The sequence below is a fragment of the Streptomyces sp. AN091965 genome, assembly GCF_022698285.1.
Lineage (GTDB): Bacteria > Actinomycetota > Actinomycetes > Streptomycetales > Streptomycetaceae > Streptomyces.
The window spans coordinates 8,100,525-8,125,875 of the sequence record NZ_JALDMY010000001.1 but is presented as its reverse complement, the minus strand read 5'-3'; the positions used below and the strand labels follow the sequence as shown (position 1 = coordinate 8,125,875).

The 25,351-nt window shown below is 74.5% G+C and carries 2 protein-coding genes; both read right to left on the bottom strand.

All coding sequences use genetic code 11. The features are described from left to right. Position 1: 1 nt before the first annotated feature. Complete coding sequence (locus MQV74_RS40935) at positions 2–9,667, bottom strand: type I polyketide synthase (RefSeq protein ID WP_278194277.1); 9,666 nt, start codon at positions 9,665–9,667, stop codon at positions 2–4. Between the two features lie 124 nt (positions 9,668–9,791). Continuing rightward, on the bottom strand, positions 9,792–25,310 hold the full coding sequence (locus tag MQV74_RS34240; protein WP_441349348.1) for a type I polyketide synthase: 15,519 nt from the start codon (positions 25,308–25,310) through the stop codon (positions 9,792–9,794). Positions 25,311–25,351: the final 41 nt, after the last annotated feature.

Sequence of the window (25,351 nt, the reverse complement as noted above, 5' to 3'; positions counted from 1 at the left end):
ATCAGGAATCACTGTTGTCCAAGGCCATCTGGATCAGGTTGGCCACGTCCATGGCGTCGATCGAGGCGTCCGCGTCGTCGTCATCCGGCGCGGCGGTGGCCGGGGCCGCCGCCGGGTCCGGTGCGGCGAGCCGCAGCAGGGCGTCGAGCAGGCCCGCCTCGCGGATGCGGGCGACCGGGACGGCCGCCAGGGCCCTGCGGACTTCGGCGTCCGCGGGGTGGTCCGCCGCGCCGTCGGCGGCGTGGACGGCGTAGGCGTCGTCCGCGTCGCCGGGTGCGGCGTCCGGCAGGAGTTCGGCGAGGAGTTCGCGGGCGAGCTCCCCGGGGGTCGGGTGGTCGAAGACGAGCGTGCTGGGCAGGCTCAGACCGGTCGCGGCATTCAGCCGGGTGCGCAGCTCGACGGCGGTCAGCGAGTCGAAGCCGAACTCCTTGAACGCGCGGTCCTCGCGCACCGCCGCCGTGCCGGCGTGTCCGAGGACGGCGGCGACCTCGGTGCGCACCAGCTCCAGGACGATCCGCTCGCGGTCGGCGGGTGACGCGGCGTCGAGCCGGTCGCGCAGCGCGGTCGCGGCGTCGCCCTCGGCGGCCCCGCCGCCGGTGGCGTCCGGCGCGGCGGTGAGCGCGCGGCGCACCTCCGGCAGGCCGTCGAGCAGTGGGCTCGGGCGGCGCACGGTGAAGGCCGGGGCGAACCGCTCCCAGTCGACGTCGGCGACGGTCACCAGCGGCCCCGGCCCGTCGAGCGCGCGCCGCAGGGCCGCGACGGCCACGTCGGGCCGCATGACGGGCAGGCCCCGCTTGCGCAGGTGCGCGGCCGCCTCGTCGTCCCCGGCCATGCCGGAGCCCGCCCACGGGCCCCAGGCGATCGACGTCACGGCCCGCCCGCGGGCCGCGCGCCGCTCGGCGAGGCCGTCGAGGAAGGCGTTGGCGGCGGCGTAGGCGGCCTGGCCGCCGCTGCCCCACACTCCGGCGATGGACGAGAAGAGCACGAAGGCGTCCAGCGGCGTGTCGCCGAGCAGGTCGTCCAGGTGTGCGGCGCCCGCGGTCTTGGCCGTCACGATGGCGGCGAAGTCCCGGGGCCCGGTCTCGGCGACCATCAGGTCCTGTCCCACGCCCGCCGCGTGCACGACGGCGCTCAGCGGCGCGTCCGCGGGGATCGCGCCGAGGAGCCGTGCGACCGCGTCCCGGTCGGCCACGTCACAGGCGGCGACGGTGACCTCGGCCCCCAACTCCTCCAGTTCTGCGCGGAGTTCGGCGGCGCCGGGCGCGTCGGGGCCGCGTCGGCTCGTCAGGACGAGGTGGGCGGCGCCGTGGCCCGCGAGCCACCGGGCCACGTGTGCGCCGAGGGCGCCGGTGCCGCCGGTGACGAGCACGGTGCCGCGCGGCTGCCAGCCCTCGCCGGCCGCGGGGCCGCCGGGGGCCCGCGTGAGGCGGCGTACGAGGACGCCGGACGCGCGGAGGGCGAGCTGGTCCTCGGTGAAGTCCTCGGCACCGGCGCGGGAGAGGAGCGCGGCGAGCCGGGTCCGCACGGAATCCGGGCCGCTGGTGTCCCGGTCGGCCTCGGTGGCCTCCGGCAGGTCGATGAGGCCGCCCCACACCTCCGGGTGCTCCAGGCCCACGACCCGGCCGAAGCCCCACACCTGCGACTGTGCCGCGGCGCGCACCGGGTCGGTGGCCCCGACGGACACCGCGCCGGACGTCGCGACCCACAGCCGCCCGCCGGCCCCGGCGTCCACGACGGCCTGCGTGAGCGCGAGGGTCGCGGCCATGCCCCGGGTCAGAGCGGGGTCAGGGGTGTCGGTCTCCGGGTGGCGGTACGGGCGCTCGTCCAGGGCGAGGAGCGACAGCACGCCCGCGACGGCGGTCGGCTCGCCGATCTCCCGCAGGATCCGCGTCATCGCCGTACGGTCGGCCGCCTCGTCGCCGACTACGACGGACCGGACCCGCGCACCGGCCTCCGCGAGGGCCTCCTCGGCGGCCGCGCACCAGGGGTGGCCGGCCGCGTCGGCCGGGACGAGGAGCGCCCACGTGCCGTTCAGGCCCGTACCGGCGCCCGGCCCGGCCGCACCGGCGAGCGGCGTCCACGTGACGCCGTACCGCAGGGCGTCCACCTCGTGCCGCTCCTGCTGCCGCCGGTGCCAGGTGACCAGGGCCGGGAGCACCGACTTCAGCGGGGCCTCCTGGTCGAGGTCCAGCGCCCCGGCGAGCCCGTCCAGGTCCTCCCGCCGTACAACGGCCCAGAACTCGGCGTCCACGGCCCCGGCCTCCGCGTCCGGCACACCGGACTCCGTCGGCCGCGGCCAGTACGTCCGGCGCTGGAAGGCGTACGTCGGCAGGCCGACGCGGCGCCGGGACTCCACGGGGGCGTACAGCGGCGTCCAGTCGACCTCGACGCCGCGTACGTGCAGCTGCGCGAGGGCGGCGAGGAAGGCGTCGGCCTCGGGGCGGTCCTTGCGAACGGCCGCGATCAAGCCCGTCTGCGCGGCGGGCTCGGTGAGCGTGTCGTGCGCCATCGCGGTGAGCACCGCGTCGGGGCCCAGCTCCAGGAAGGTCGAGACGCCCTGCCCTGCCAGCGCCTTCAGACCGTCGTGGAAACGCACCGCCTCACGGACGTGCCGCACCCAGTACTCCGGGTCCCGCAGCTCGGCAGGATCCGCCAGTGCACCGGTGAGGTTGGAGACGACCGGCAGGTTCGGCTCCCTGTACTCCAGTCCCTCGGCGACCTTGCGGAAGTCCGCGAGGGCGGGCTCCATCAGGGGCGAGTGGAAGGCGTGGCTGACCTTCAGCCACTTCACCTTCCGGCCCTGGTCGCGCAGGGTCTGCTCCAGGCCTTCGAGAGCCGCGCGGTCACCAGAGAGCACCAGCTGCGCCGGGCCATTGACGGCGGCCACACCCACACGCTCCGACAGGAGCGGCAGCACGTCCGCTTCCGTGGCCTGCACCGCCAGCATGGCGCCGCCCTCCGGCAGGGCCTGCATCAACCGACCGCGGGCGGTGACCAGTTGAGCCGCGTCCTCCAGGGACCACAGCCCGGCCACGTACGCGGCGGCCAGCTCGCCGATCGAGTGGCCGCCGACGACGTCCGGACGCAGGCCGAAGGACTCGGCCAGCCGGTACAGGGCGACTTCCATCGCGAACAGCGCGGGCTGCGCGTAGCCCGTCTGCTCAAGGAGATCGGCGTCGGTACCGAACATCACGCTCTGGAGCGAACGTTCTATCCACGGATCTATATGAGCACACACCTCGTCCAACGCATCCGCGAAGACGGGGAAGTCCTCATACAGCTCCTTGCCCATCCCGATCCGCTGACTGCCCTGGCCGGTGAAGACGACACCGAGGCGGCCGCCCGTCGCGGCACCGGACACCACGCCCGGACCGCCGGAGACCAGCGAGTCGAGGCCGGTCAGGAACTCGTCCCGGTCCCGGCCGAAGAGCACCGCCCGGTGCTCGTGGACGGCACGGCCCGACAGGAGCGACCAGCCCACGTCGACCGGGTCGAGCTCGTCACGGTCGGCCGCGTGCGCGCGCAGGCGCTCGGCCTGGGCACGCAGGGCCTCCGGGCTCCGGGCCGACACGAGCCACGGCACAGCCGTGATCGGCGCGACCGGATCCGCCGTCACCGCGGGCTCCTCAGGGTCCGTCAGCGGGGGCTGCTCGACGATCACGTGGGCGTTGGTGCCGCTGATGCCGAACGAGGACACGCCTCCCCGGCGCGGCGCCTCGTCCCGCTCGGGCCACGCGCGCGCCGCCGTGAGCAGTTCGACGGCGCCCGAAGCCCAGTCGACATGTGTACTCGGCCGGTCCACGTGCAGCGTCGGCGGCAGGACGCCCTCCCGCAGGGCCATCACCATCTTGATGACGCCCGCGACACCCGCGGCCGCCTGGGTGTGGCCGATGTTGGACTTGATGGAGCCCAGCCACAGCGGCCGCTCGGCCGGGCGCTCCTGACCGTAGGTGGCGAGCAGGGCCTGCGCCTCGATGGGGTCGCCGAGGGCCGTGCCGGTGCCGTGGGCCTCGACGGCGTCCACGTCGCCCGGCTTGAGGCCCGCGTTCGCCAGGGCCGCGCGGATGACGCGCTGCTGGGCGGGGCCGTTGGGGGCGGTGAGGCCGTTGCTCGCGCCGTCCTGGTTGACGGCGGAACCGCTGACGACGGCGAGGACTTCGTGGCCGTTGCGCCGGGCGTCCGAGAGCCGCTCCAGGAGCAGCAGGCCGACGCCTTCGCCCCAGCCGGTGCCGTCCGCCGCCTCCGCGAACGCCTTGCAGCGGCCGTCGGTCGCCAGGCCGCGCTGACGGCTGAACTCGATGAAGGCGCTCGGCGTGGACATCACCGTGACACCGCCCGCCAGAGCCAGGTCGCACTCGCCCTGGCGCAGCGCCTGCGCCGCCAGGTGCAGGGCGACCAGGGCCGAGGAGCAGGCCGTGTCGACGGTCATGGCGGGGCCTTCGAAGCCGAAGGCGTACGACAGACGGCCGGAGACGACGCTCGCGGCGTTGCCCGTGCCGATGTAACCCTCGGCGCCGTCGGGCGCGTCCTTGAGGAGGTCGAGGTAGTCCTGGCCGTTGGTGCCCGCGAAGACGCCGGTGCGGCTGCCGCGCAGGGCCGCCGAGTCGATGCCCGCCCGCTCGAACAGCTCCCAGGAGGTCTCCAGGAGCAGCCGCTGCTGCGGGTCCATCGCCAGGGCCTCGCGCGGCGAGATCCCGAAGAAGTCCGCGTCGAACTCGCCCGCGTCGGAGAGGAATCCGCCCTGCCGGGCGTAGGTGGAGCCGGGGGTGGCCGGATCCGGGTCGTACAGGGACCGCGTGTCCCAGCCGCGGCCCGCCGGGAACTCGCCCAGCGCGTCGACGCCGTCGGCGACGAGCCGCCACAGGTCCTCCGGACCGCGTACGCCGCCGGGGAAGCGGCAGCTCATCGACACGATGGCGATGGGCTCGTCGTCCGCGCGGACGGACGGAACGGGCTCCGTGGCGGTGGCGTCGGTGGCCTCGCCGCCGATGAGGAGGCCGGACAGGTGGTCGGCGACGGCGTGCGGCGAGGGGTGGTCGAAGACGAGGGTCGCCGGGAGCGTCAGACCGGTCGCGGCGCCCAGGCGGTTGCGGAACTCCACGGAGGTGAGCGAGTCGAACCCGAGCCCCTTGAACGCGCCGTCCGAGGGCACCGCGTCCACCCCGCCGTGCCCGAGCACCGTGGCGGCGTGGGCCCGTACGAGGTCGAGCAGCGCCCGCTCGGCGTCAGGGCGCGACAGGGCGGCCAACTGGCGCTTCAAGTCCGGCTGTTCCGCCTCGGCAGGCCCGGTGGGACGGGCCGTGCGCAGGGCGGCCACCTCCGGCAGGTCGTCGAAGAGCGTGCTGTGCCGGGTGGCCGTGAACCCGTCGAGGAACCGGTCCCACACCACGTCGGCCACGACGAGCGCGGCCTGTCCGCCGTGGGCGGCCGCCAGACGCAGGGCCTCGGTGGCCCGAGCCGGGTCCATGACGGGCAGGCCCGCCTGGCGCATGCGCTCCTCGGAGCCGTCGTCGGCGGCCATGCCGCTGCCTGCCCACGGCCCCCAGGAGAGTGACACCGCGGGCAGCCCCGCCGCACGGCGCCGTTCGGCGAGCGCGTCGAGGAAGGCGTTCGCGGCGGCGTAGTTGCCCTGGCCGGGCGCGCCCACCGTGCCGGTGAGGGAGGCGAACAGGACGAAGGCCGTGAGGTGTTCGCTGTCCCGCGTCAGCTCGTGCAGGTTCAGGGCCGCCTGGACCTTCGGCCGGAAGACGGTAGCGAACCGCTCCGCCGTCAGGCCGTCCAGGACACCGTCATCAAGTACCCCTGCCGTGTGGAACACACCGGTCAGCGGCGCATCCTCCGGGATCTCCTCGAGAAGCCGCGCCAGCGCGTCACGATCGGCCACATCACAGGCAGAGATCGTGACCTCGGCACCCAAACCCTCCAGCTCCGCACGGAGTTCCAAGGCGCCCGGCGCGTCCGCGCCCCGGCGGCTCGTCAGGACGAGGTGCCGGGCGCCCTGGGAGACGAGCCAGCGCGCCACGTGACCGCCGATGGCACCCGTGCCACCGGTCACCAGAACGCTGCCCTCGGGTGTCCACTCCCCCGCCGTGACGGCGTCGAGCGATGCCCGCTCCAGACGGCGCGCGAACACCCCGGAGCCGCGCACGGCCACCTGGTCCTCGGCCGCCGGGGCCGCGAGGACCTGGGCGAGGCGAGCCACGGCACGCGTGTCCGCGGCCTCGGGGAGGTCGACGAGGCCGCCCCAGCGCTCAGGGAGTTCGAGGGCCGCGACCCGGCCGAGGCCCCAGACCGCCGCGGCGTCGGCGTCGGCCGTGCGGTCGGAGGCGCCCACGGAGACCGCGTCCCGCGTCGCCACCCACAGCGGCGCGTCCACGCGCTCGTCGCCCAGTGCCTGGACGAGGGCGAGCGTCAGGAGGACACCGGCCGGGACGTCCCCGGCCGTCGGTGCCTCGGCCGCCGCGGGCGCGCAGGCCAGCAGGGACAGCACCCCGGCGACCGGCTCGCTCTGCTCCTCGCCGGGGCCTGTGAGGGCATGGCTGAGCAGTTCGCACAGGGTGCCGCGGTCGGCGTCCCGTGCCCCCACGCGCAGCACGCGGGCACGCGCCCCGCCCTGTTCCAGGGCCCGTACGGCCCCGTCGACCCACGCCTCCTCGGGTGTTCCGGCACTGGCGACGACGAGCCACGTGCCCGTCAGACGGCCCGGTGCCGTCCTGCCGAGCGGCTTCCACGCGGTCCGGTAGCGCCACCGTTCCAGCTCGGACCGCTCCTGCCGCTGCCGCCGCCACGCCGTGAGCGCGGGCAGCACTGACCGGAACGGCGCCTCCTCGTCGACCTCCAGCGCGCCCGTCAGCGCCCGCAGGTCCTCGGCCTCCACGGCCTCCCAGAAACCGGCGTCCACAGGGTCGGCCGCTTCGGCGGGGCCCTCCGCCAGCGGGTTGAGCCAGAGCGTCTGGTGCTGGAAGGCGTACGTCGGCAGGTCGACGCGGCGCCGCGACTCGACCGGCGCGTACAGCGGCGCCCAGTCGACGGCGATGCCGCGCACGTGCAGCTGCGCGAGCGCGGCCAGGAACGCGTCCGGCTCCGCGCGGTCCTTGCGCAGGGCGGCGACCAGGCCCGCCTGCGCGGCGGGGTCGGTGAGGGTGTCGTGGGCCATCGCGGTCAGGACGGAGTCCGGGCCGAGTTCGAGAACCGTGGCGGCGCCGAAGCCGGTCAGGGCGTTCAGGCCGTCGTGGAAGCGAACCGCTTCGCGGATGTGGCGGACCCAGTACTCCGGGTCCTTGAGGTCGGCGGCCTGAGCGAGCGAGCCCGTGAGGTTGGAGACGACGGGCAGGACGGTGTCCTGGTACGTCAGCTTGGCCGCGACCTCGCGGAAGTCGTCCAGCGCCGGGTCCATCAGGGGCGAGTGGAAGGCGTGGCTGACCTTCAGCCACTTCACCTTCCGGCCCTGGTCGCGCAGCGTCTGCTCCAGGCCTTCGAGAGCCGCCCGGTCACCGGACAGCACCAGCTGGGACGGGCCATTGACGGCGGCCACACCCACACGCTCCGACAGGAGCGGCAACACATCCGCTTCCGTGGCCTGCACCGCCAGCATCGCCCCGCCCTCCGGCAGGGCCTGCATCAACCGACCACGCGCAGCCACCAGTTGAGCCGCATCCTCCAGCGACCACAACCCAGCAACATACGCGGCAGCCAGCTCACCGATCGAGTGCCCACCGACGATCTCCGGGCGTACGCCGAAAGACTCCGCCAGACGGAACAGAGCCACCTCGACAGCGAACAGGGCGGGCTGGGCGTAACCGGTCTGCTCCAGCAGGTCCGCGTCCGCACCGAACATCACGCTCTGGAGCGAACGTTCTATCCACAGATCTATATGAGCACACACCTCGTCCAACGCATCCGCGAACACCGGGAAGGTCTCGTACAGCTCCTTGCCCATCCCGATCCGCTGACTGCCCTGGCCGGTGAAGAGCACGCCGAGGCGGCCCTCGACCACCGCGCCCGTCACGGCGGCCGGGGCGCCGGTGGCCAGCGACTCCAGGCCCGCGAGGAACTGCGAACGGTCCCGGCCGAACAGGACGGCCCGGTGTTCGTGCGCGGTACGGCTCGACAGGAGGGACCAGCCGACGTCGGCGTGGTCGAGTTCGCCGCGCGCAGTCATGTACGCGTGCAGCTGCTCGGCCTGCGCCCGCAGGGCCTCCTCGCTGCGGGCGGACACCAGCCACGGCACGGCTGTGAGCGGCGCGACCGGCTCCGCGGTCTCGGCGGGCTCCTCGACCGGCGCCTGCTCCACGATCACATGGGCGTTGGTGCCGCTCACGCCGAAGGACGAGACGCCCGCGCGGCGCAGCCGGTCGGCCTCGGGCCAGGTCCGCTCGTCGGTGAGCAGTTCGACGGCTCCGGCTTCCCAGTCGACGAGGGAGTTCGGCTGGTCGACGTGCAGCGTGCGCGGGAGGGTCCCCTCGCGCATCGCCATGACCATCTTGATGACGCCCGCGACACCGGCGGCGGCCTGGGTGTGGCCGATGTTCGACTTCACGGAGCCCAGCCACAGCGGCCGGCCCTCCGGCCGGTCCTGGCCGTAGGTGGCGAGCAGGGCCTGCGCCTCGATCGGGTCGCCCAGGGTGGTGCCCGTACCGTGCGCCTCGACCGCGTCCACGTCGGCGGCCGCGAGACCGGCGTTGGCGAGGGCGGCACGGATGACGCGCTGCTGCGCGGGACCGTTCGGGGCGGTCAGGCCGCTGCTCGCGCCGTCCTGGTTGACGGCGGAGCCGCGTACGACGGCAAGGATCTTGTGGCCGTTGCGCTGGGCGTCCGACAGGCGCTCAAGGAGGAGCAGGCCGACGCCTTCGCCCCAGCCGGTGCCGTCCGCCGCCTCCGCGAACGCCTTGCACCGGCCGTCGGCGGCCAGGCCGCGCTGGCGGCTGAACTCCACGAAGGTGTCCGGCGTCGACATGACGGTCACGCCGCCCGCGAGCGCGAGGGAGCACTCGCCCTGGCGCAGGGCCTGCGCCGCGAGGTGCAGGGCGACGAGCGAGGAGGAGCACGCTGTGTCGATGGTGACGGCGGGGCCTTCGAGGCCGAAGGTGTAGGAGACGCGGCCGGAGGCGATGCTGCCCGCGCTGCCGTTGCCGAGGTAGCCCTCGAACTCTTCGAGGCCCCGCGAGTTGCTGAGGATGCGGTTGCCGTAGTCGCCGTACATGACGCCCACGAAGACGCCGGTGCGGGAGCCGCGCACCGACAGCGGGTCGACGCCCGCCCGCTCGAACGCCTCCCACGTCGCTTCGAGGAGGAGCCGCTGCTGCGGATCGATGGCGAGCGCCTCGCGCGGGGAGATGCCGAAGAACGCCGGGTCGAACTCGGCGGCCTCGTGGAGGAACCCGCCTTCGCGCGCGTAGCTCTTGCCGGGGCGGCCGGGGTCGGGGTCGTGCAGGTCCGCGTCCCAGCCCCGGTCGTCGGGGAAGGGGGAGATCGCGTCCCCGCCCTCGGCGACGAGCTGCCACAGGTCTTCCGGGCCGGCGACGCCGCCGGGGTAGCGGCAGCTCATCGCCACGATGGCGATGGGCTCCCGGCTCACGGACTCGGCGTCCTGTAGACGCTGCCGGGTCTGGTGCAGATCCGCGGTAACTCGCTTGAGGTACTCGCGGAGTTTCTGCTCGTTCGCCATTTCGGTGCGACTCCTTCAACGCAGAGGGCCGCACCCATCACATCCGGGGGAGGGTGGGGCAACAACCCCTACCCTCCCCCTACGGGCCCCTTTACGAATTTCCGCGCATTACCGCGAAGCTCGCTCAGGAAACGCCGAGTTCATTGTCGATGAAGTCGAACATGTCATCGTCGTCGGCGTCCTCCAGCTTCTCCGCGATACCGGCCGCGTCGGCCTCGCCCGGCTCCCCGGCGTCCAGCTTGCCGAGCAGGGCCCGCAGCCTGCCGCGCACCTCCGTCCGCTGGTCGTCCGCCAGCGGGCCCGCTGCCAGGGCCGCTTCCAGGCCCGCGAGCTCGGCGGTGAGCCCGCCGGCACGCGGCCCCTCGGCCCCGTCCGCCGTGCCGCCGTCGCGGGGCAGGGTCTCGTCCAGGTGGGCGGCGAGCGCGGCGGGCGACGGGTAGTCGAAGATGAGCGTCGCCGGGAGCCGCAGTCCGGAAAGGGAGTTCAGCCTATTCCGGAGTTCCACCGCAGTGAGCGAGTCGACCCCCAGTTCAAGGAATCCACGGGTGGCGCCTATTGCCTCGGGGCCGGAATGCCCGAGCACCGTCGCCACATTACCGCGTACCGCGTCGAGGAGGGCCCGCTCCCGGTCCGCTCCGGAAAGCCCCGCCAATTCCCGGAGGAGCGCGGGCCCGGTGCCGTTGGCCTCCGCCGCGCCGCCGGAGCGGGCGAGCGCCCTGCCGACCCGGCGGGCCGGGGTGCGGACGAGGTCGGAGAACACGGGCTGTACGCCGTCGGGTCCGGCGGAGGCGCGCAGGGACGCAGTGTCCAGGTGCAGCGGCACGAGCACGGCGGGCGCGTCGGGCCCGGTCAGGGCGACGGCGGTGTCCAGGAGCGCCAGGCCCTCGCGCGTGGACAGCGGGGCGACGCCGCCGCGCGCCATGCGCCGGAGGTCCGCGTCGCCGAGGGCCTCCGTCATCTCGCTCTCCTGCGCCCATACGCCCCAGGCGAGCGAGGCCGCCGGGAGGCCCTGAGCGCGGCGTACGGCGGCCAGGGCGTCGAGGAAGCAGTTGGCGGCCGCGTAGTTGGCCTGTCCCGGGCTGCCGAGGACTCCGGCGGCGGAGGAGAACAGGACGAAGGCCGACAGGTCAAGGCCCGCGGTCAGCTCGTGCAGGTGCAGCGCCGCGTCCACCTTCGGCCGCAGCACGGCGTCCACGCGCTCGGGCGTCAGGGCGGTGACCACGCCGTCGTCCAGGATGCCCGCCACGTGCACGACGGCCGACAGGTCCGCGCCGCGCTCGTCGAGCAGCGCGGCCACGGCGTCCCGGTCGGCCACGTCGCACGCGGCGACCGTGACCTTCGTGCCGAGGGCCTGGAGTTCGTCGCGCAGTTCACCGGCTCCGGCCGCCGTCTCTCCCCTGCGGGAGACGAGGAGCAGGTCACGCACGCCGTGGTGCTCGGCCAGGTGCCGTGCCACCAGGCGTCCGAGGCCGCCGAAGGCGCCCGTCACGAGGACGGACCCCTCGCCCCAGGGCTCGGCGTCGGTACCGGCCGGGGCGGCGGCGGTCTTCGTCAGCCGGGGCACCCGTACCGAGCCGCCCCTGACCGCTGCCTCCGGCTCGCCCGACGCCAGTACGGCACCGAGCGTGGCCGCGTCGACGTCGGCGTTGGGGTCGACTTCGGTGTCGACTTCGGTGTCCACGTCGGTGTCCACCAGGACGAAGCGCCCCGGGTGTTCGACCTGCGCGGACCGCACGAGACCCCACACGGCCGCGCCCGAGGGGTCGAGGACCTCTTCGGTGCCGTCGGCGGGGACCGCGCCCCGCGTCACGACGACGAGCCGCGCGGACGCGTACCGCTCGTCGGCCAGCCAGTCCTGCACCACGCCCAGCGCCTCGGCCAGCCGCGCCGACACCGCCTCGGGCCGCAGCTCACCAGCGGGGACACCGCCGTGCCACACCACGGCCTCCGGCACGTCACCACCGGCGGCCGCTGCCTCGTACGAGACGTACGAAAGCGGCTCACCGGGCGGCGTCAGGGCCTGCGGCCGCCATTCCACGTGGAACATCGAGTCGCTCACCGCCCCGCCGCCGAGCTGCTCGGCCGAGACCGGGCGCGACACCAGCGAGCCGACGGTGGCGACCACCTGGCCGCTCTGGTCCGCGAGGGTCAGGGACACGGCGTCCGTGCCCGCCGCGGCCAGCCGGACGCGGACCGTCGCGGCACCCGCCCGGTACAGCCGGACCCCGCTCCAGGCGAACGGCAGGCCGAGGCCCTGGCGCTCCTCGCCGAGCAGCAGGGTGGAGTGCAGGGCGGCGTCGAGGACGGCGGGGTGGAGGCCGAACGCCGTGGCGTCCGCCGCCTGCTCCTCCGGGAGCGCGACCTCGGCGAACACCTCGTCGCCGCGCCGCCAGGCGGCACGCAGCCCCTGGAACACCGGGCCGTAGCCGTACCCCGTCCCGGCGAGCCGGTCGTAGAGCGAGGCCGCGTCGTGGATCGGCTCCGCGTCGCGCGGCGGCCAGACGGTGAGGCCCTCGGGCTCCGCCTCGCCGTCCACGGCGGCCAGGAAGCCGGACGCGTGCCGGGTCCAGGGCCCTTCGGGGTCCTGCTCGTCGCGCGAGTGCACGCTCACCGGGAAGCGCCCGTCCGCGTCCTCGGCGCCGACGCCGACCTGGAGCTGTACGGCACCACGTTCCGGCAGCACCAGCGGGGCCGCCAGTGTCAGTTCCTCAAGGACGCCGCAGCCGACCTCGTCACCGGCCCGCACGGCCAGCTCCACGAACGCCGTGCCGGGCAGCAACACCCGGCCCGCCACCGCGTGATCCGCCAGCCACGGATGCGTCGCCAGCGAAAGCCGCCCGGCCAGCAGGTACCCGTCACCACCGGCCAGCGGTACCGCCGCGCCCAGGAGCGGGTGCCCCGCCGCGACCAGCCCGGTCGCGGCCATGTCCCCCGGCACGCCGACGGCCGCACGCGGCCAGTACGTCCGGCGCTGGAAGGCGTACGTCGGCAGGTCGACCCGGCGACGCGCCCCGGCCGGGGCGTACAGCGGCGTCCAGTCGACCTCGACGCCGCGTACGTGCAGCTGTGCCAGGGCGGCCAGGAAGGTGTCCGGCTCCGCGCGGCCCTTGCGAACGGCCGCGACGAGCCCTGCCTGGTCCTCCGGCTCGGTGACGGTGTCGTGCGCCATGGCCGTGAGCACCGCGTCGGGGCCCAGCTCCAGGAAGGTGGAGACGCCCTGCCCTGCGAGTGCCTTCAGACCGTCGTGGAAACGGACCGCCTCGCGGACGTGCCGCACCCAGTACTCCGGGTCCCGCAGCCCGGCAGGATCCGCCAGCTCACCGGTGAGGTTGGAGACCACCGGCAGGACCAGCTCCTGATACGTCAACTGCTGCGCCACACGCCGGAAGTCATCCAGGACGGGCTCCATCAACGGCGAGTGGAAAGCGTGGCTGACCTTCAGCCACTTCACCTTCCGGGCCTGGCCGCGCAGGGTCTGCTCCAGGCCTTCGAGAGCCGCCCGGTCACCGGACAGCACCAGCTGGGACGGGCCATTGACGGCGGCCACACCCACACGCTCCGACAGGAGCGGCAACACGTCCGCTTCCGTGGCCTGCACCGCCAGCATGGCGCCGCCCTCCGGGAGGGCCTGCATCAACCGGCCGCGAGCAGCCACCAGTTGAGCCGCATCCTCCAGGGACCACAACCCGGCCACGTACGCGGCAGCCAGCTCACCGATCGAGTGCCCGCCCACGATTTCCGGGCGTACGCCGAAGGACTCCGCCAGACGGAACAGGGCAACCTCGACGGCGAACAGGGCGGGCTGCGCGTAACCGGTCTGCTCCAGCAGGTCCGCGTCCGCACCGAACATCACGCTCTGGAGCGAACGTTCTATCCACGGATCTATATGAGCACACACCTCGTCCAACGCATCCGCGAAGACGGGGAAGCTCTCGTACAGCTCCTTGCCCATCCCGATCCGCTGACTGCCCTGGCCGGTGAAGACCACACCGAGGCGGCCCTCGACCACCGACCCGGGCACGAGTGCTTCAAGGCCGGTCAGGAACTCGTCCCGCTCCCGACCGAAGACCACAGCCCGGTGTTCGTGCACGGCACGCCCCGACAGGAGCGACCAGCCGACGTCGACCGGATCGAGGCCTTCGTCGCCCGTGACGTGGCCCCGGAGGCGTTCCGCCTGCGCCCGCAGGGCCTCCGCGCTGCGGCCCGAGACCAGCCACGGCACGGCCGTGATCGGCGCGACCGGCTCCACGATCTCTGCGGACTCCTCGACCGGCGCCTGCTCCACGATCACGTGGGCGTTCGTGCCGCTCACGCCGAACGACGAGACGCCCGCGCGGCGCGGTGCGTCCTCGCGCTCGGCCCACTCCCGGGCCTCCGTCAGAAGCTCGACCGCGCCCGCCGACCAGTCCACGTGCGAGCTGGGGCGGTCGACGTGCAGCGTCTGCGGCAGGACGCCCTCGCGCAGGGCGAGGACCATCTTGATGACGCCCGCGACACCGGCGGCGGCCTGGGTGTGGCCGATGTTCGACTTGATGGAGCCCAGCCACAGCGGCCGCTCGGCCGAACGCTCCTGGCCGTACGTCGCGAGGAGGGCCTGGGCCTCGATGGGGTCACCGAGGGTGGTGCCCGTGCCGTGGGCCTCGACCGCGTCCACGTCACCGGCGGACAGCCCGGCGTTGGCGAGGGCCGCACGGATCACCCGCTGCTGGGACGGCCCGTTCGGGGCGGTGAGGCCGTTGCTCGCGCCGTCCTGGTTCACGGCGGAACCACGGAAGACCGCGAGGACCGTGTGGCCCTTGCGGCGGGCGTCCGAAAGCCGCTCCAGGAGCAGCAGGCCAACACCCTCGCCCCAGCCGGTGCCATCCGCAGCCTCCGCGAACGCCTTGCACCGGCCGTCCGTCGCCAGGCCGCGCTGACGGCTGAACTCGATGAACGTGTCCGGCGTGGACATCACCGTGACACCGCCCGCCAGAGCCAGGTCGCACTCGCCCTGGCGCAGCGCCTGCGCCGCCAGGTGCATGGCGACCAGCGAGGACGAGCAGGCCGTGTCGACCGTCACCGCCGGGCCTTCGAGCCCGAACGCGTACGACACGCGGCCGGAGACGACGCTCGCCGCGTTGCCGGTGCCGAGGTGGCCCTCGCCGCCGTCGGGGGCGGCGCGCAGGACGTGCTCGTAGTCCTGGCCGTTGGTGCCGGAGAAGACGCCGGTGCGGCTGCCGCGCAGGGTCGCCGGGTCGATGCCCGCCCGTTCGAATGCCTCCCAAGCGGTCTCCAGGAGGAGCCGCTGCTGCGGATCCATGGTGAGCGCCTCGCGCGGGGAGATGCCGAAGAAGTCCGCGTCGAATGCGGCCATGTCGTGGAGGAAGCCGCCCTCGCGGACGTAGCTGGTTCCGGGGTGGTCGGGGTCGGGGTGGTAGAGCTCCGCCACGTTCCAGCCGCGGTCGTCGGGCATGTCGCCCATGGCGTCCCTGCCGTCGCGCAGCAGCCGCCACAGTTCCTCGGGCGAACGGACGCCGCCGGGGAAGCGGCAGCTCATCGACACGATCACGATCGGGTCGCCGTCGTCCGGGGCGCCCGCTCCCGCCGGGGCTGCGGCCGGGGCCTCGGCGCCTGCGGGCGCGAGACCGCCGAGGAGTTCGCCGCGCAGGTACTGGGCGAGGGCGGCCGGGGTCGGGTGGTCGAAGATGAGGGTCGCCGGGAGGTGGAGGCCGCTGACGGCGCCGACGAGGTTGCGCAGCTCGACCGCCGTGAGCGAGTCGAAGCCCAGGTCCTTGAAGGGGCGGGCGGCGTCCACGGTCTTGCCCGCCGGGTAGCCGAGGACGGTGGCCACGCGGTCGCGCACCACGTCGAGGACCGCCCGCTCCCGCTCCGCCGCGGGAAGGGCCGCGAGCCGCTCCGCGAGCGAGGCCGTGGAGGGATCACCGGCCCGCTCCGGCCCCCGCTTTCCGGACGGTTCAGCCGGTGCGGCCGGGAGGAGCTGGTCGAACAGGTGGCAGGGGCGCGCCGTCGCGTAGCCGGGCGCGTACTCCTCCCAGACGACGTCGGCGAGGGTGACCGCCGCAGCGCCGCCCGGCGCCGCCGTGGTCGCGAGTGCGGCGGCCATGGCGGCGACGGCGAGGTCCGGCTCCATCGCGGGCATGCCGCTGTCGCGTACGCGCTGCTCCACCACACCGCCGTCGGCAGCCATGCCACCGCCGGCCCACGGGCCCCAGGCCAGGGACAGGGCGGGCAGGCCGAGCTCGCGGCGGTGCGCGGCGAAGGCGTCCAGGAACGCGTTGGCCGCCGCGTAGTTGCCCTGTCCGCCGATGCCCATCGAGCCCGCGACGGAGGCGAACAGGACGAAGGCCGTGAGGTGTTCGCTGTCGCGCGTCAGCTCGTGCAGGTTCAGGGCCGCCTGGACCTTCGGCCGGAAGACGGTAGCGAACCGCTCCGCCGTCAGGCCGTCCAGGACACCGTCATCAAGTACCCCTGCCGTGTGGAACACACCGGTCAGCGGCGCATCCTGCGGGATCTCCGCGAGAAGCCGCGCCAGCGCGTCACGATCGGCCACATCACAGGCAGCGATCGTGACCTCGGCACCCAAACCCTCCAGCTCCGCACGGAGTTCCGAGGCGCCCGGCGCGTCCGCGCCCCGGCGGCTCGTCAGGACGAGGTGTGCGGCGCCCGCGCGCGCCAGCCAGCGCGCCACGTGACCGCCGAGGGCGCCCGTGCCACCCGTGACGAGGGCCGTGCCGCTCGGCGTCCACTCCCCCGCCGGGACGTCACCGGCCACCGTGCGCACGAGGCGGCGTACGAACACTCCCGAGCCGCGCACCGCGAGCTGGTCCTCGCCCGTAGCCGCGCCGACGGCGTCGGCGAGCCGCAGCCGCGCCCGCTCGTCGGGGAGCGGCGGCAGGTCGACGAGACCGCCCCAGCGCTGCGGCTGCTCAAGGGCGGCGACCCGGCCCATGCCCCACACGGGCGCCTGGCGCGGCGCCGTCAGCCGGTCCGAGCGGCCGGTGGCCACCGCGCCGCACGTGGCGGCCCACAGTGGTGCCGCCACGTCGGCGTCACCCAGGGCCTGGAGCAGGGCGAGCACTCCTTCGAGCCCGACGGGCACGGTCGGGTGTGCGGAACCCTCGCTGTCGTCGAGCGCGAGCAGCGACAGGACGCCCAGCGGCTGCGCCGACTCGCCCTGTCCGTCGATGTGTTCACGCAGCCTGTGACCCAGCGTCTCGCGGTCGGCCTCGTCCGGGGCGACCGCGATCCGGGTCACGCGTGCGCCGCGCTCCTCCAGACCGGCGACCGCCGCCGCCACCCAGGGGTACGCGTCCTCGTCGGCGGGTACGACCACCCACCAGGTGCCGCCGAAGGCCGCCGGGGCGAGGCCCGTCAGCGGCTTCCACGCCTCCTCGTACCGCCACCGTGCGACCGTGGAGGTCTCGCGGCGCTGCCGCCGCCACGACGACAGGACCGGAAGCACCTCGCCCAGCGCCCCACCGTCGGCACCGCCGCCCAGCTCGGCACTCAGCGACTCCAGGTCCTCCCGCTCCACGGCCTCCCAGAACCGCGCCTCCACCTCGTCGGCGGCGACCCCGCCCGCTCCGGCGCCGGTGACCGCGAACTCCGTGAGGTCCAGCCAGTAGTGGTCGCGCTGGAAGGCGTACGTGGGCAGCTCGACGCGGCGCCGGGACTCGACCGGGGCGTAGACCGGGTTCCAGTCGACGGCGATGCCGCGTACGTGCAGCTGGGCGAGGGCCGCGAGGAACGCGTCGGCCTCGGGGCGGTCCTTGCGCAGCGCACTGACCAGACCCGCCTGCGCGGCCGGATCCGTGAGCGTGTCATGAGCCATGGCCGTCAGAACGGCATCCGGACCCAACTCAAGGAGGGTCGAAACACCCTGCCCTGCCAGTGCCTTCACACCGTCATGGAAGCGGACCGCCTCACGAATATGACGGACCCAGTACTCCGGGTCCTTCAGCTCGGCAGGATCCGCCAGCTCACCGGTGAGGTTGGAGACCACCGGCAACGTCGGGTCCTGGTACGTCAGCTTGGCCGCGACCTTACGGAAGTCATCCAGCACCGGGTCCATCAACGGCGAGTGGAAAGCGTGGCTGACCTTCAGCCACTTCACCTTCCGGCCCTCATCACGCAGGGTCTGCTCCAGGCCTTCGAGAGCCGCGCGGTCACCGGACAGCACCAGCTGGGACGGGCCGTTCACCGCCGCCACACCCACACGATCGGTCATGCCGTCCAGCAGCGGCAGCACATCGGCTTCCGCGATCTGCACGGCCAGCATGGCGCCGCCCTCCGGGAGGGCCTGCATCAACCGGCCGCGAGCAGCCACCAGTTGAGCCGCATCCTCCAGCGACCACAACCCAGCAACATACGCGGCAGCCAGCTCACCGATCGAGTGCCCGCCCACGATCTCCGGACGCACGTCGAAGGACTCCGCCAGACGGAACAGGGCAACCTCGACGGCGAACAACGCGGGCTGGGCGTAACCGGTCTGCTCCAGCAGGTCCGCATCCGCACCGAACATCACGCTCTGGAGCGAACGTTCTATCCACGGATCTATATGAGCACACACCTCGTCCAACGCATCCGCGAACACCGGGAAGGTCTCGTACAGCTCCTTGCCCATCCCGATCCGCTGACTGCCCTGGCCAGTGAAGAGCACGCCAAGGCGGCCCTCGACGACCGAGCCCGTCACGGCCCCGCGCCCGCCGGACGTCACCGCCTCCAGGCCGGTGAGGAGCTCCTCCCTGCCGTGTCCCAGGACGACCGCCCGGTGTTCGTGCACGGCTCGGGCCGAGAGCAGCGACCAGCCGACGTCGGCCGGGTCGAGGTCTTCGTCGCCCGTGACGTGGTCCCAGAGGCGCTCTGCCTGCGCCCGCAGGGCCTCCTCGCTACGACCCGAGACCAGCCACGGCACAGCCGTGAGCGGCGCGACCGGCTCCACGATCTCTGCGGGCTCCTCGACCGGCGCCTGCTCCACGATCACGTGCGCGTTCGTGCCGCTCACGCCGAACGACGAGACGCCCGCGCGGCGCGGCGCGTCCCCGCGCTCGACCCAGTCCCGGGCCTCCGTCAGAAGCTCGACCGCGCCCGCCGACCAGTCCACGTGCGTGCTCGGCCGGTCCACGTGCAGGGTCGGCGGCAGGACGCCCTCGCGCATCGCCATGACCATCTTGATGACGCCAGCGACACCGGCGGCCGCCTGGGTGTGGCCGATGTTGGACTTCACCGAGCCGAGCCACAGCGGCCGGTCCTCGGGGCGCTCCCGCCCGTAGGTGGCGAGGAGGGCCTGGGCCTCTATGGGGTCACCGAGGGTGGTGCCCGTGCCGTGGGCCTCGACCGCGTCCACGTCACCGGCGGACAGCCCGGCGTTGGCGAGGGCGGCACGGATCACCCGCTGCTGGGACGGCCCGTTGGGGGCGGTCAGGCCGTTGCTCGCGCCGTCCTGGTTCACGGCGGAGCCCCGTACGACCGCGAGGACCTGGTGGCCCTTGCGGCGCGCGTCCGAAAGCCGCTCCAGGAGCAGCAGGCCAACACCCTCGCCCCAGCCGGTGCCGTCCGCAGCCTCCGCGAACGCCTTGCACCGGCCGTCGGCGGCCAGGCCGCGCTGGCGGCTGAACTGGACGAAGGTGTCCGGTGACGCCATCACCGTGACGCCGCCCGCCAGGGCCATGTCGCACTCGCCCTGGCGCAGCGCCTGCGCGGCCAGATGCAGGGCGACCAGGGAGGCCGAGCAGGCCGTGTCGACCGTGACCGCCGGGCCTTCGAGCCCGAACGCGTACGAAAGACGGCCCGACATGACGCTCACGGCGTTGCCGGTGAGGACGTGGCTCTCGATGTCCTGGGGGACGGCGGCCATGCGGGAGATGTAGTCGTCGCCGTTGGAGCCGACGAAGACGCCCGCGCGGGTGCCGCGCAGCGTCGTCGGGTCGATGCCCGCGCGCTCGAACAGCTCCCAGGAGGTCTCCATGAGCTGGCGCTGCTGCGGGTCCATGGCGAGGGCCTCGCGCGGGGAGATGCCGAAGAAGTCCGCGTCGAACTCGCCCGCGTCCGGCAGGAATCCGCCCTCACGGACGTAGCTCTTGCCCGCCCGGTCGGGGTCGGGGTCGTAGAGCTCCGCGAGGTCCCAGCCCCGGTCGGCGGGGAACTCGCCCATGGCGTCGCGGCCGTCGGCGACGAGCCGCCACAGGTCCTCGGGTGAGCGGACGTCGCCGGGGAAGCGGCAGCTCATCGAGACGATCGCGATGGGGTCGCCGTCCGTGTAGGCGGCGGTGGCCACCGGCGCGGGGGCGCCACCGTTCTCCGGTATGGCGCCGAAGGCCTCCTCGCCCAAGTACGCGGCGAGGGAGGTGGAGTTGGGGTAGTCGAAGACCAGCGAGGCGGGCAGGCGCAGGCCGGTGGCGGCCTGGAGGCGGTTGCGCAGCTCGACGGCGGTGAGCGAGTCGAAGCCGAGCTCGCGGAAGGCGCGTCCCGGGTCGACGGCCTCGGGCGAGGAGTGGCCGAGGACGGCGGCCGCCTGGGTGCGGACGAAGGCGAGGAGGGCGGTGCCGCGCTCGGCGCCGGGGAGCGGGGCGAGCCGCCGGATCCAGTCGGGGCCCGTGGCGGCGTGGCCCGCGGACACCTCGGCGGAAGCCGGGTCGGCGGACCGCTGCCGCACTTCGGGGAGGGTGTCGAAGAGCCGGTTGGGGCGGGCCGCGAGGAAGCCGGGCAGGAAGGTGTCCCAGTCGACGGCGGCGACGAGGACGGTGGCGTCGCCGCGTTCGACGGCGTCCCGCAGGGCGGCGACGGCCGGTGCGGGCGGCATCGGCGGCATGCCGTCGCGGCGCGAGCGGTCGGCGCGCACCGCCGTGTCGGCGAGCCCGGCGCCGTCCCAGGTGCCCCAGGCGACGGAGGTGGCGGGCAGGCCGTCGGCGCGGCGCTGTTCGGCGAGCGCGTCGAGGTAGGCGTTGGCTGCCGCGTAGTTGGCCTGGCCCGCGTTGCCGAGGGCGCCGGACGCCGAGGAGTAGAGGACGAACGCGTCCAGGTCGAGGTCGCGGGTGAGGTCGTGCAGGGCTGTGGCCGCCGGGGACTTGGGGCGCAGTACGCCGTCGAGGCGTTCGGGGGTGAGTGCGTCGACGACGCCGTCGTCGAGGACGCCCGCCGTGTGGATCACGGCTGTGAGGGGGGTGTCGGCGGGGATTCCGTCCAGGAGCCGGGCGAGCGCGTCGCGGTCGGCGACGTCGCAGGCCGCGACGGTGACGCGGACACCCAACTCCGCGATGTCGGCGCACAGTTCGGCGGCGCCGGGCGCGTCGGTGCCGCGGCGGCTGGTGAGGACGAGGTGCTCGGCGCCCTCGCGGGCCAGCCAGCGCGCCACGTGCCCGCCCAGGGCACCCGTGCCGCCGGTGACGAGGACGGTGCCGCACGGGGTCCAGCGGGTGTCGCGGGTGAGGTCGGCGCCGGTCGCCTCGCCCCGGACGAGGCGGCGCGCGAAGACCCCGGAGCCGCGCACGGCGAGCTGGTCCTCCTCGCCTCCGTCGCGGGCGGCGGCGAGGATCGCGGCGAGCCGGGTGCCCGCCCGCGCGTCGTGGTCGCGGGGCAGGTCGATGAGCCCGCCCCAGCGGTCGGGGTGTTCGAGGGCGACGACACGGCCGAGGCCCCACAGGTGGGCCTGGAGGGGGTGGTCGAGGCGGTCGCTGCGCCCCGTCGAGACGGCGCCCCTGGTCAGGGCCCACAGCCGGGCCGTGGCGCCGGTGTCGCCGAGGGCCTGCACCAAGGCGAGGGTGCCCGCGACACCGGCGGGTACGGCCTCGTGCCCGTCGAGGGGGGACTCGTCGAGGCCGAGCAACGAGACGACGCCGACGGGTTCGGCCGCGCCGCCGTCCGTCGCCCGGCGCAGCCGCTCCGCCAGGTGTGCGCGCGTCGCCTCGCCGGTGTCCAGGCTCAGGACGAGGGGTTCGGCTCCGGCCGCCGTCAGCGCCTCGGTGACGCCGGTCGCCCACGGGTGCGCGCGGGCGCTGTCGGGCAGGACGACGAGCCAGGGTCCGGTCAGTCGGGCGGGTGGCAGGGTGACGCCCGGCAGGGGCTGCCAGGTGGCGCGGTAGCGCCAGGCGTCGATGGCGGACCGTTCGCGGCGCCGGCGCCGCCATGCGGAGAGGCCGGGCAGGACCTCGCTGAGGGCGCCCTGCGCCACGTCGCCGAGGGTGGAGGACAGTTCGTCGACGTCCTCGCGCTCGACGGCCTCCCAGAAGAGGGCCTCGGCCTCGTCCGTGGCGGCGGCGAGCGGCGTGCCGCCGTCGGTCCGCTCCTCGGTCAGCCAGTAGTGGCGGCGCTGGAAGGGGTAGGTGGGCAGGTCCACGACGGTGCGCTCGCCGGGCAGGAGGGCCTGCCAGTCGAGTTCGGCGCCGTGGGCGTGGGCTTCGGCGAGCGAGGCCGCGAGGCGGTCGGCGCCGCCCTCGTCACGCCGGAGGGAGCCGAGGGTGGCGGCCGGGCTGTCGGTCGCGTCGATGGTGGCCTGCACCGGGACGGTGAGCACCGGGTGCGGGCTCATCTCCAGGAACAGACCGTGCCCCTCGGCCAGCAGGCCACGGGTGGCGTGCTCGAACAGGACGGTCTGGCGCAGGTTGCGATACCAGTAACCCGCGTCCATCAGGGTGTCGTCGGACAACCAGGCGCCGGTCAGGGTCGAGTACAGCGGCACGTCGGGCGTGCGGGGCGCGACCGGCGCGAGCACCCGCTCCAGGTGCTCCTCGATGGCTTCGACGTGCGCGGAGTGCGAGGCGTAGTCCACGGGGATGGTGCGGGCGCGGATGTCGCGGGCCACGCACTGCGCGACCAGCTCCTCCAGGGCCGCCGCGGCGCCGGAGACCACGACGTGCGCGGGGCCGTTGACCGCCGCCACGGACAGGTCGTCGCCCCACTGGGCGAGGATCTCGCGCACCTGCCGCTCGGGCAGCGGTACAGAGACCATGCCGCCGAGGCCGGAGAGTTCGATGATGGCCTGGCTGCGCAGGGCCACCACCCAGGCCGCGTCCTCCAGGGACAGAGCGCCCGCGACGCACGCGGCGGCGATCTCGCCCTGGCTGTGGCCGACCACGGCGGCGGGCTCGACCCCCGCGGCGCGCCACACGGCGGCGAGGGAGACCATCACGGCGAACAGGACGGGCTGGACGACGTCGACGCGGTCGAAGTTGCCGCCGTCCAGCTCGTCGAACAGGTCCCAGTCCACGAACGGGCCCAGGGCGTCGGCGCACTCCCGCATGCGCGCGGCGAACACCGGGGACTCGTCGAGGAGTTCACGGGCCATACCGGCCCACTGCGAGCCCTGGCCGGGGAAGACGAACACCGGACGGGGCGCCCCGGGGACGGCGCGGCCGGTGACCGCGCCTCCGGCCACGAGGTCGCCGTCCGCGAGGCGTTCGAGCCCCGCGAGGACCTCGTCGCGGTCGCGCCCGAGGACGACGCCGCGGCGTTCGAAGCGCGAGCGGGTGACGGCGAGGGACCAGGCCACGTCGAGCGGTTCGAGGCCGGGCCGGGCGAACAGGTGCGCGTGCAGCCGGGCCGCCTGGGCCCGCAGCGCGTCCTCGGACTTCGCCGACAGGGCCAGCGGCACACGGCCGGAGATCACCGAGGGCGCACCGGAGCCACCGGTCGGACCGCTCCCGTCCGACCGGCCGACACCGTCCGGCAGACCGAACCCGTCCAGCGGGCCGTCCAGTCGGCCGAACGCGTCCGGTTGACCGATCCCGCCCGACGGGCCGAACGCTCCCGGCTCACCGACCGCATCCGAGCGCCCCGCCTCCTCCGGGCGACCGGACACCTCCCCCGGGGCGGTCGCGTCCGACAGGACGGTCGCATCCGGCCCGCCGCCCCCGTCCGGCTCGGCGACGTTCTCGGCGGGCGACGGCGCCTGCTCCAGGATCAGGTGCGCGTTGGTGCCGCTCATGCCGAACGACGAGACGCCCGCGCGCCGCGGCCCGTCCGCGCGCTCGGGCCACTCCCGGGCCTCCGTGAGGAGTTCGACGGCGCCCGCCGACCAGTCCACGTGGCTGCTCGGCTCGTCGACGTGCAGGGTCTTCGGCAGGACGCCCCGGTGCATGGCCTGCACCATCTTGATGACTCCGGCGACACCGGCGGCGGCCTGCGTGTGGCCCACGTTGGACTTCAGCGAGCCGAGCCACAGCGGCCGGTCCTCCGGCCGGTCCTTGCCGTACGTGGCGATGAGCGCCTGGGCCTCGATGGGGTCGCCCAGGGTGGTGCCGGTGCCGTGGGCCTCGACCGCGTCCACGTCGGCGGCCGCGAGGCCCGCGTCGGCGAGGGCGGCGCGGATCACGCGCTGCTGCGCGGGCCCGTTGGGGGCGGTCAGACCGTTGCTGGCGCCGTCCTGGTTCACGGCGGAGCCGCGCACGACGGCGAGGACCTTGTGGCCGTTGCGCCGCGCGTCCGAGAGGCGCTCCAGGACGAGCATGCCGACGCCCTCGCCCCACGCCGTGCCGTCCGCGCCCTGCGCGAACGGCTTGCAGCGGCCATCGGGCGCGAGGCCGCGCTGGCGGCTGAAGGCCAGGAAGGAGCCGGGCGACGCCATGACCACGACGCCGCCCGCGAGGGCGAGCGCGCACTCGCCCTGGCGCAGCGCCTGAACGGCCAGGTGCAGCGCGACCAGGGAGGAGGAGCAGGCGGTGTCGACCGTCATGGTCGGGCCCTGGAGGCCGAGGGTGTAGGCGATGCGGCCGGAGGCGACGCTGGCGGCGGTCCCGGTGACGAGGTAGCCCTCCAGGCCGTCACCGGCGTCGCTGAGGCGGGGCCCGTACTCCTGGGTCTCGGCGCCGACGAACACGCCGGTGCCGGAGTCGCGCAGGGACGCGGGGTCGATGCCCGCGCGCTCCAGGGCCTCCCAGGACGCTTCGAGGAGCAGGCGCTGCTGCGGGTCCGTGGCGAGGGCCTCGCGGGGCGAGAGGCCGAAGAAGTCGGCGTCGAACTCGCCCGCGTCGTGCAGGAAGCCGCCCTCGCGGACGTACGACGTGCCGGGCCGGTCGGGGTCGGTGTCGTACAGGGCGGAGAGGTCCCAGCCGCGGTCGGCGGGGAAGCCGCTGATGGCGTCCACCTCGTCGGCGACGAGCTGCCAGAGCTCTTCGGGGGTCTCGACGCCGCCGGGCAGGCGGCAGCTCATGGCGACGATGGCGATGGGCTCGTCGTCGGCGCGACGGATCGCGGGAACGTAGCCGTCGTCGGCGCTGTCGAACAGCTCGGCGCGCAGATGGCGGGCGAGCGCGTCCGCGGTGGGGTAGTCGAAGACGGCGGTGACGGGCAGCTTGAGGCCGGTGGCCCGCTGGAGGCGGCGATGCAGCTCCACCGCGGTGAGCGAGTCGAGGCCCAGGTCGAGGAAGGGGCGGGACAGATCGCCGGAGGGGCGCTCGCCGTCGGCGCCGCCGAGGACCGCCAGGACCTCCCCGGTGACGACGGCGCGCAGACGCCGCTCCTGTTCAGCGCGCGGGCGGCCTTCGAGGGCGGCGCGCAGTTCCTCCGCCGCGGCGGAGGCGGCCAGGCGGGGGGCGTCGTCCGCGGCGGGGTCCGGCGCGCGGGAAGCGTCTTCCGGGTGCGGCCGGGCCTCCGGGTGAGAATGGGCTGCGATTTCCTCGAAGTCGCTCATTGTTCCACTCCGTAGCACCGGCCGTGATGGCTTTCAGAATTGCCTGACTGTCGGTCGGG

Bases quoted from the DNA above. Each gene is read 5' to 3' on its own strand.
- MQV74_RS40935 (WP_278194277.1), bottom strand. From the start codon at position 9,667: ATGGCGAACGAGCAGAAACTCCGCGAGTACCTCAAGCGAGTTACCGCG.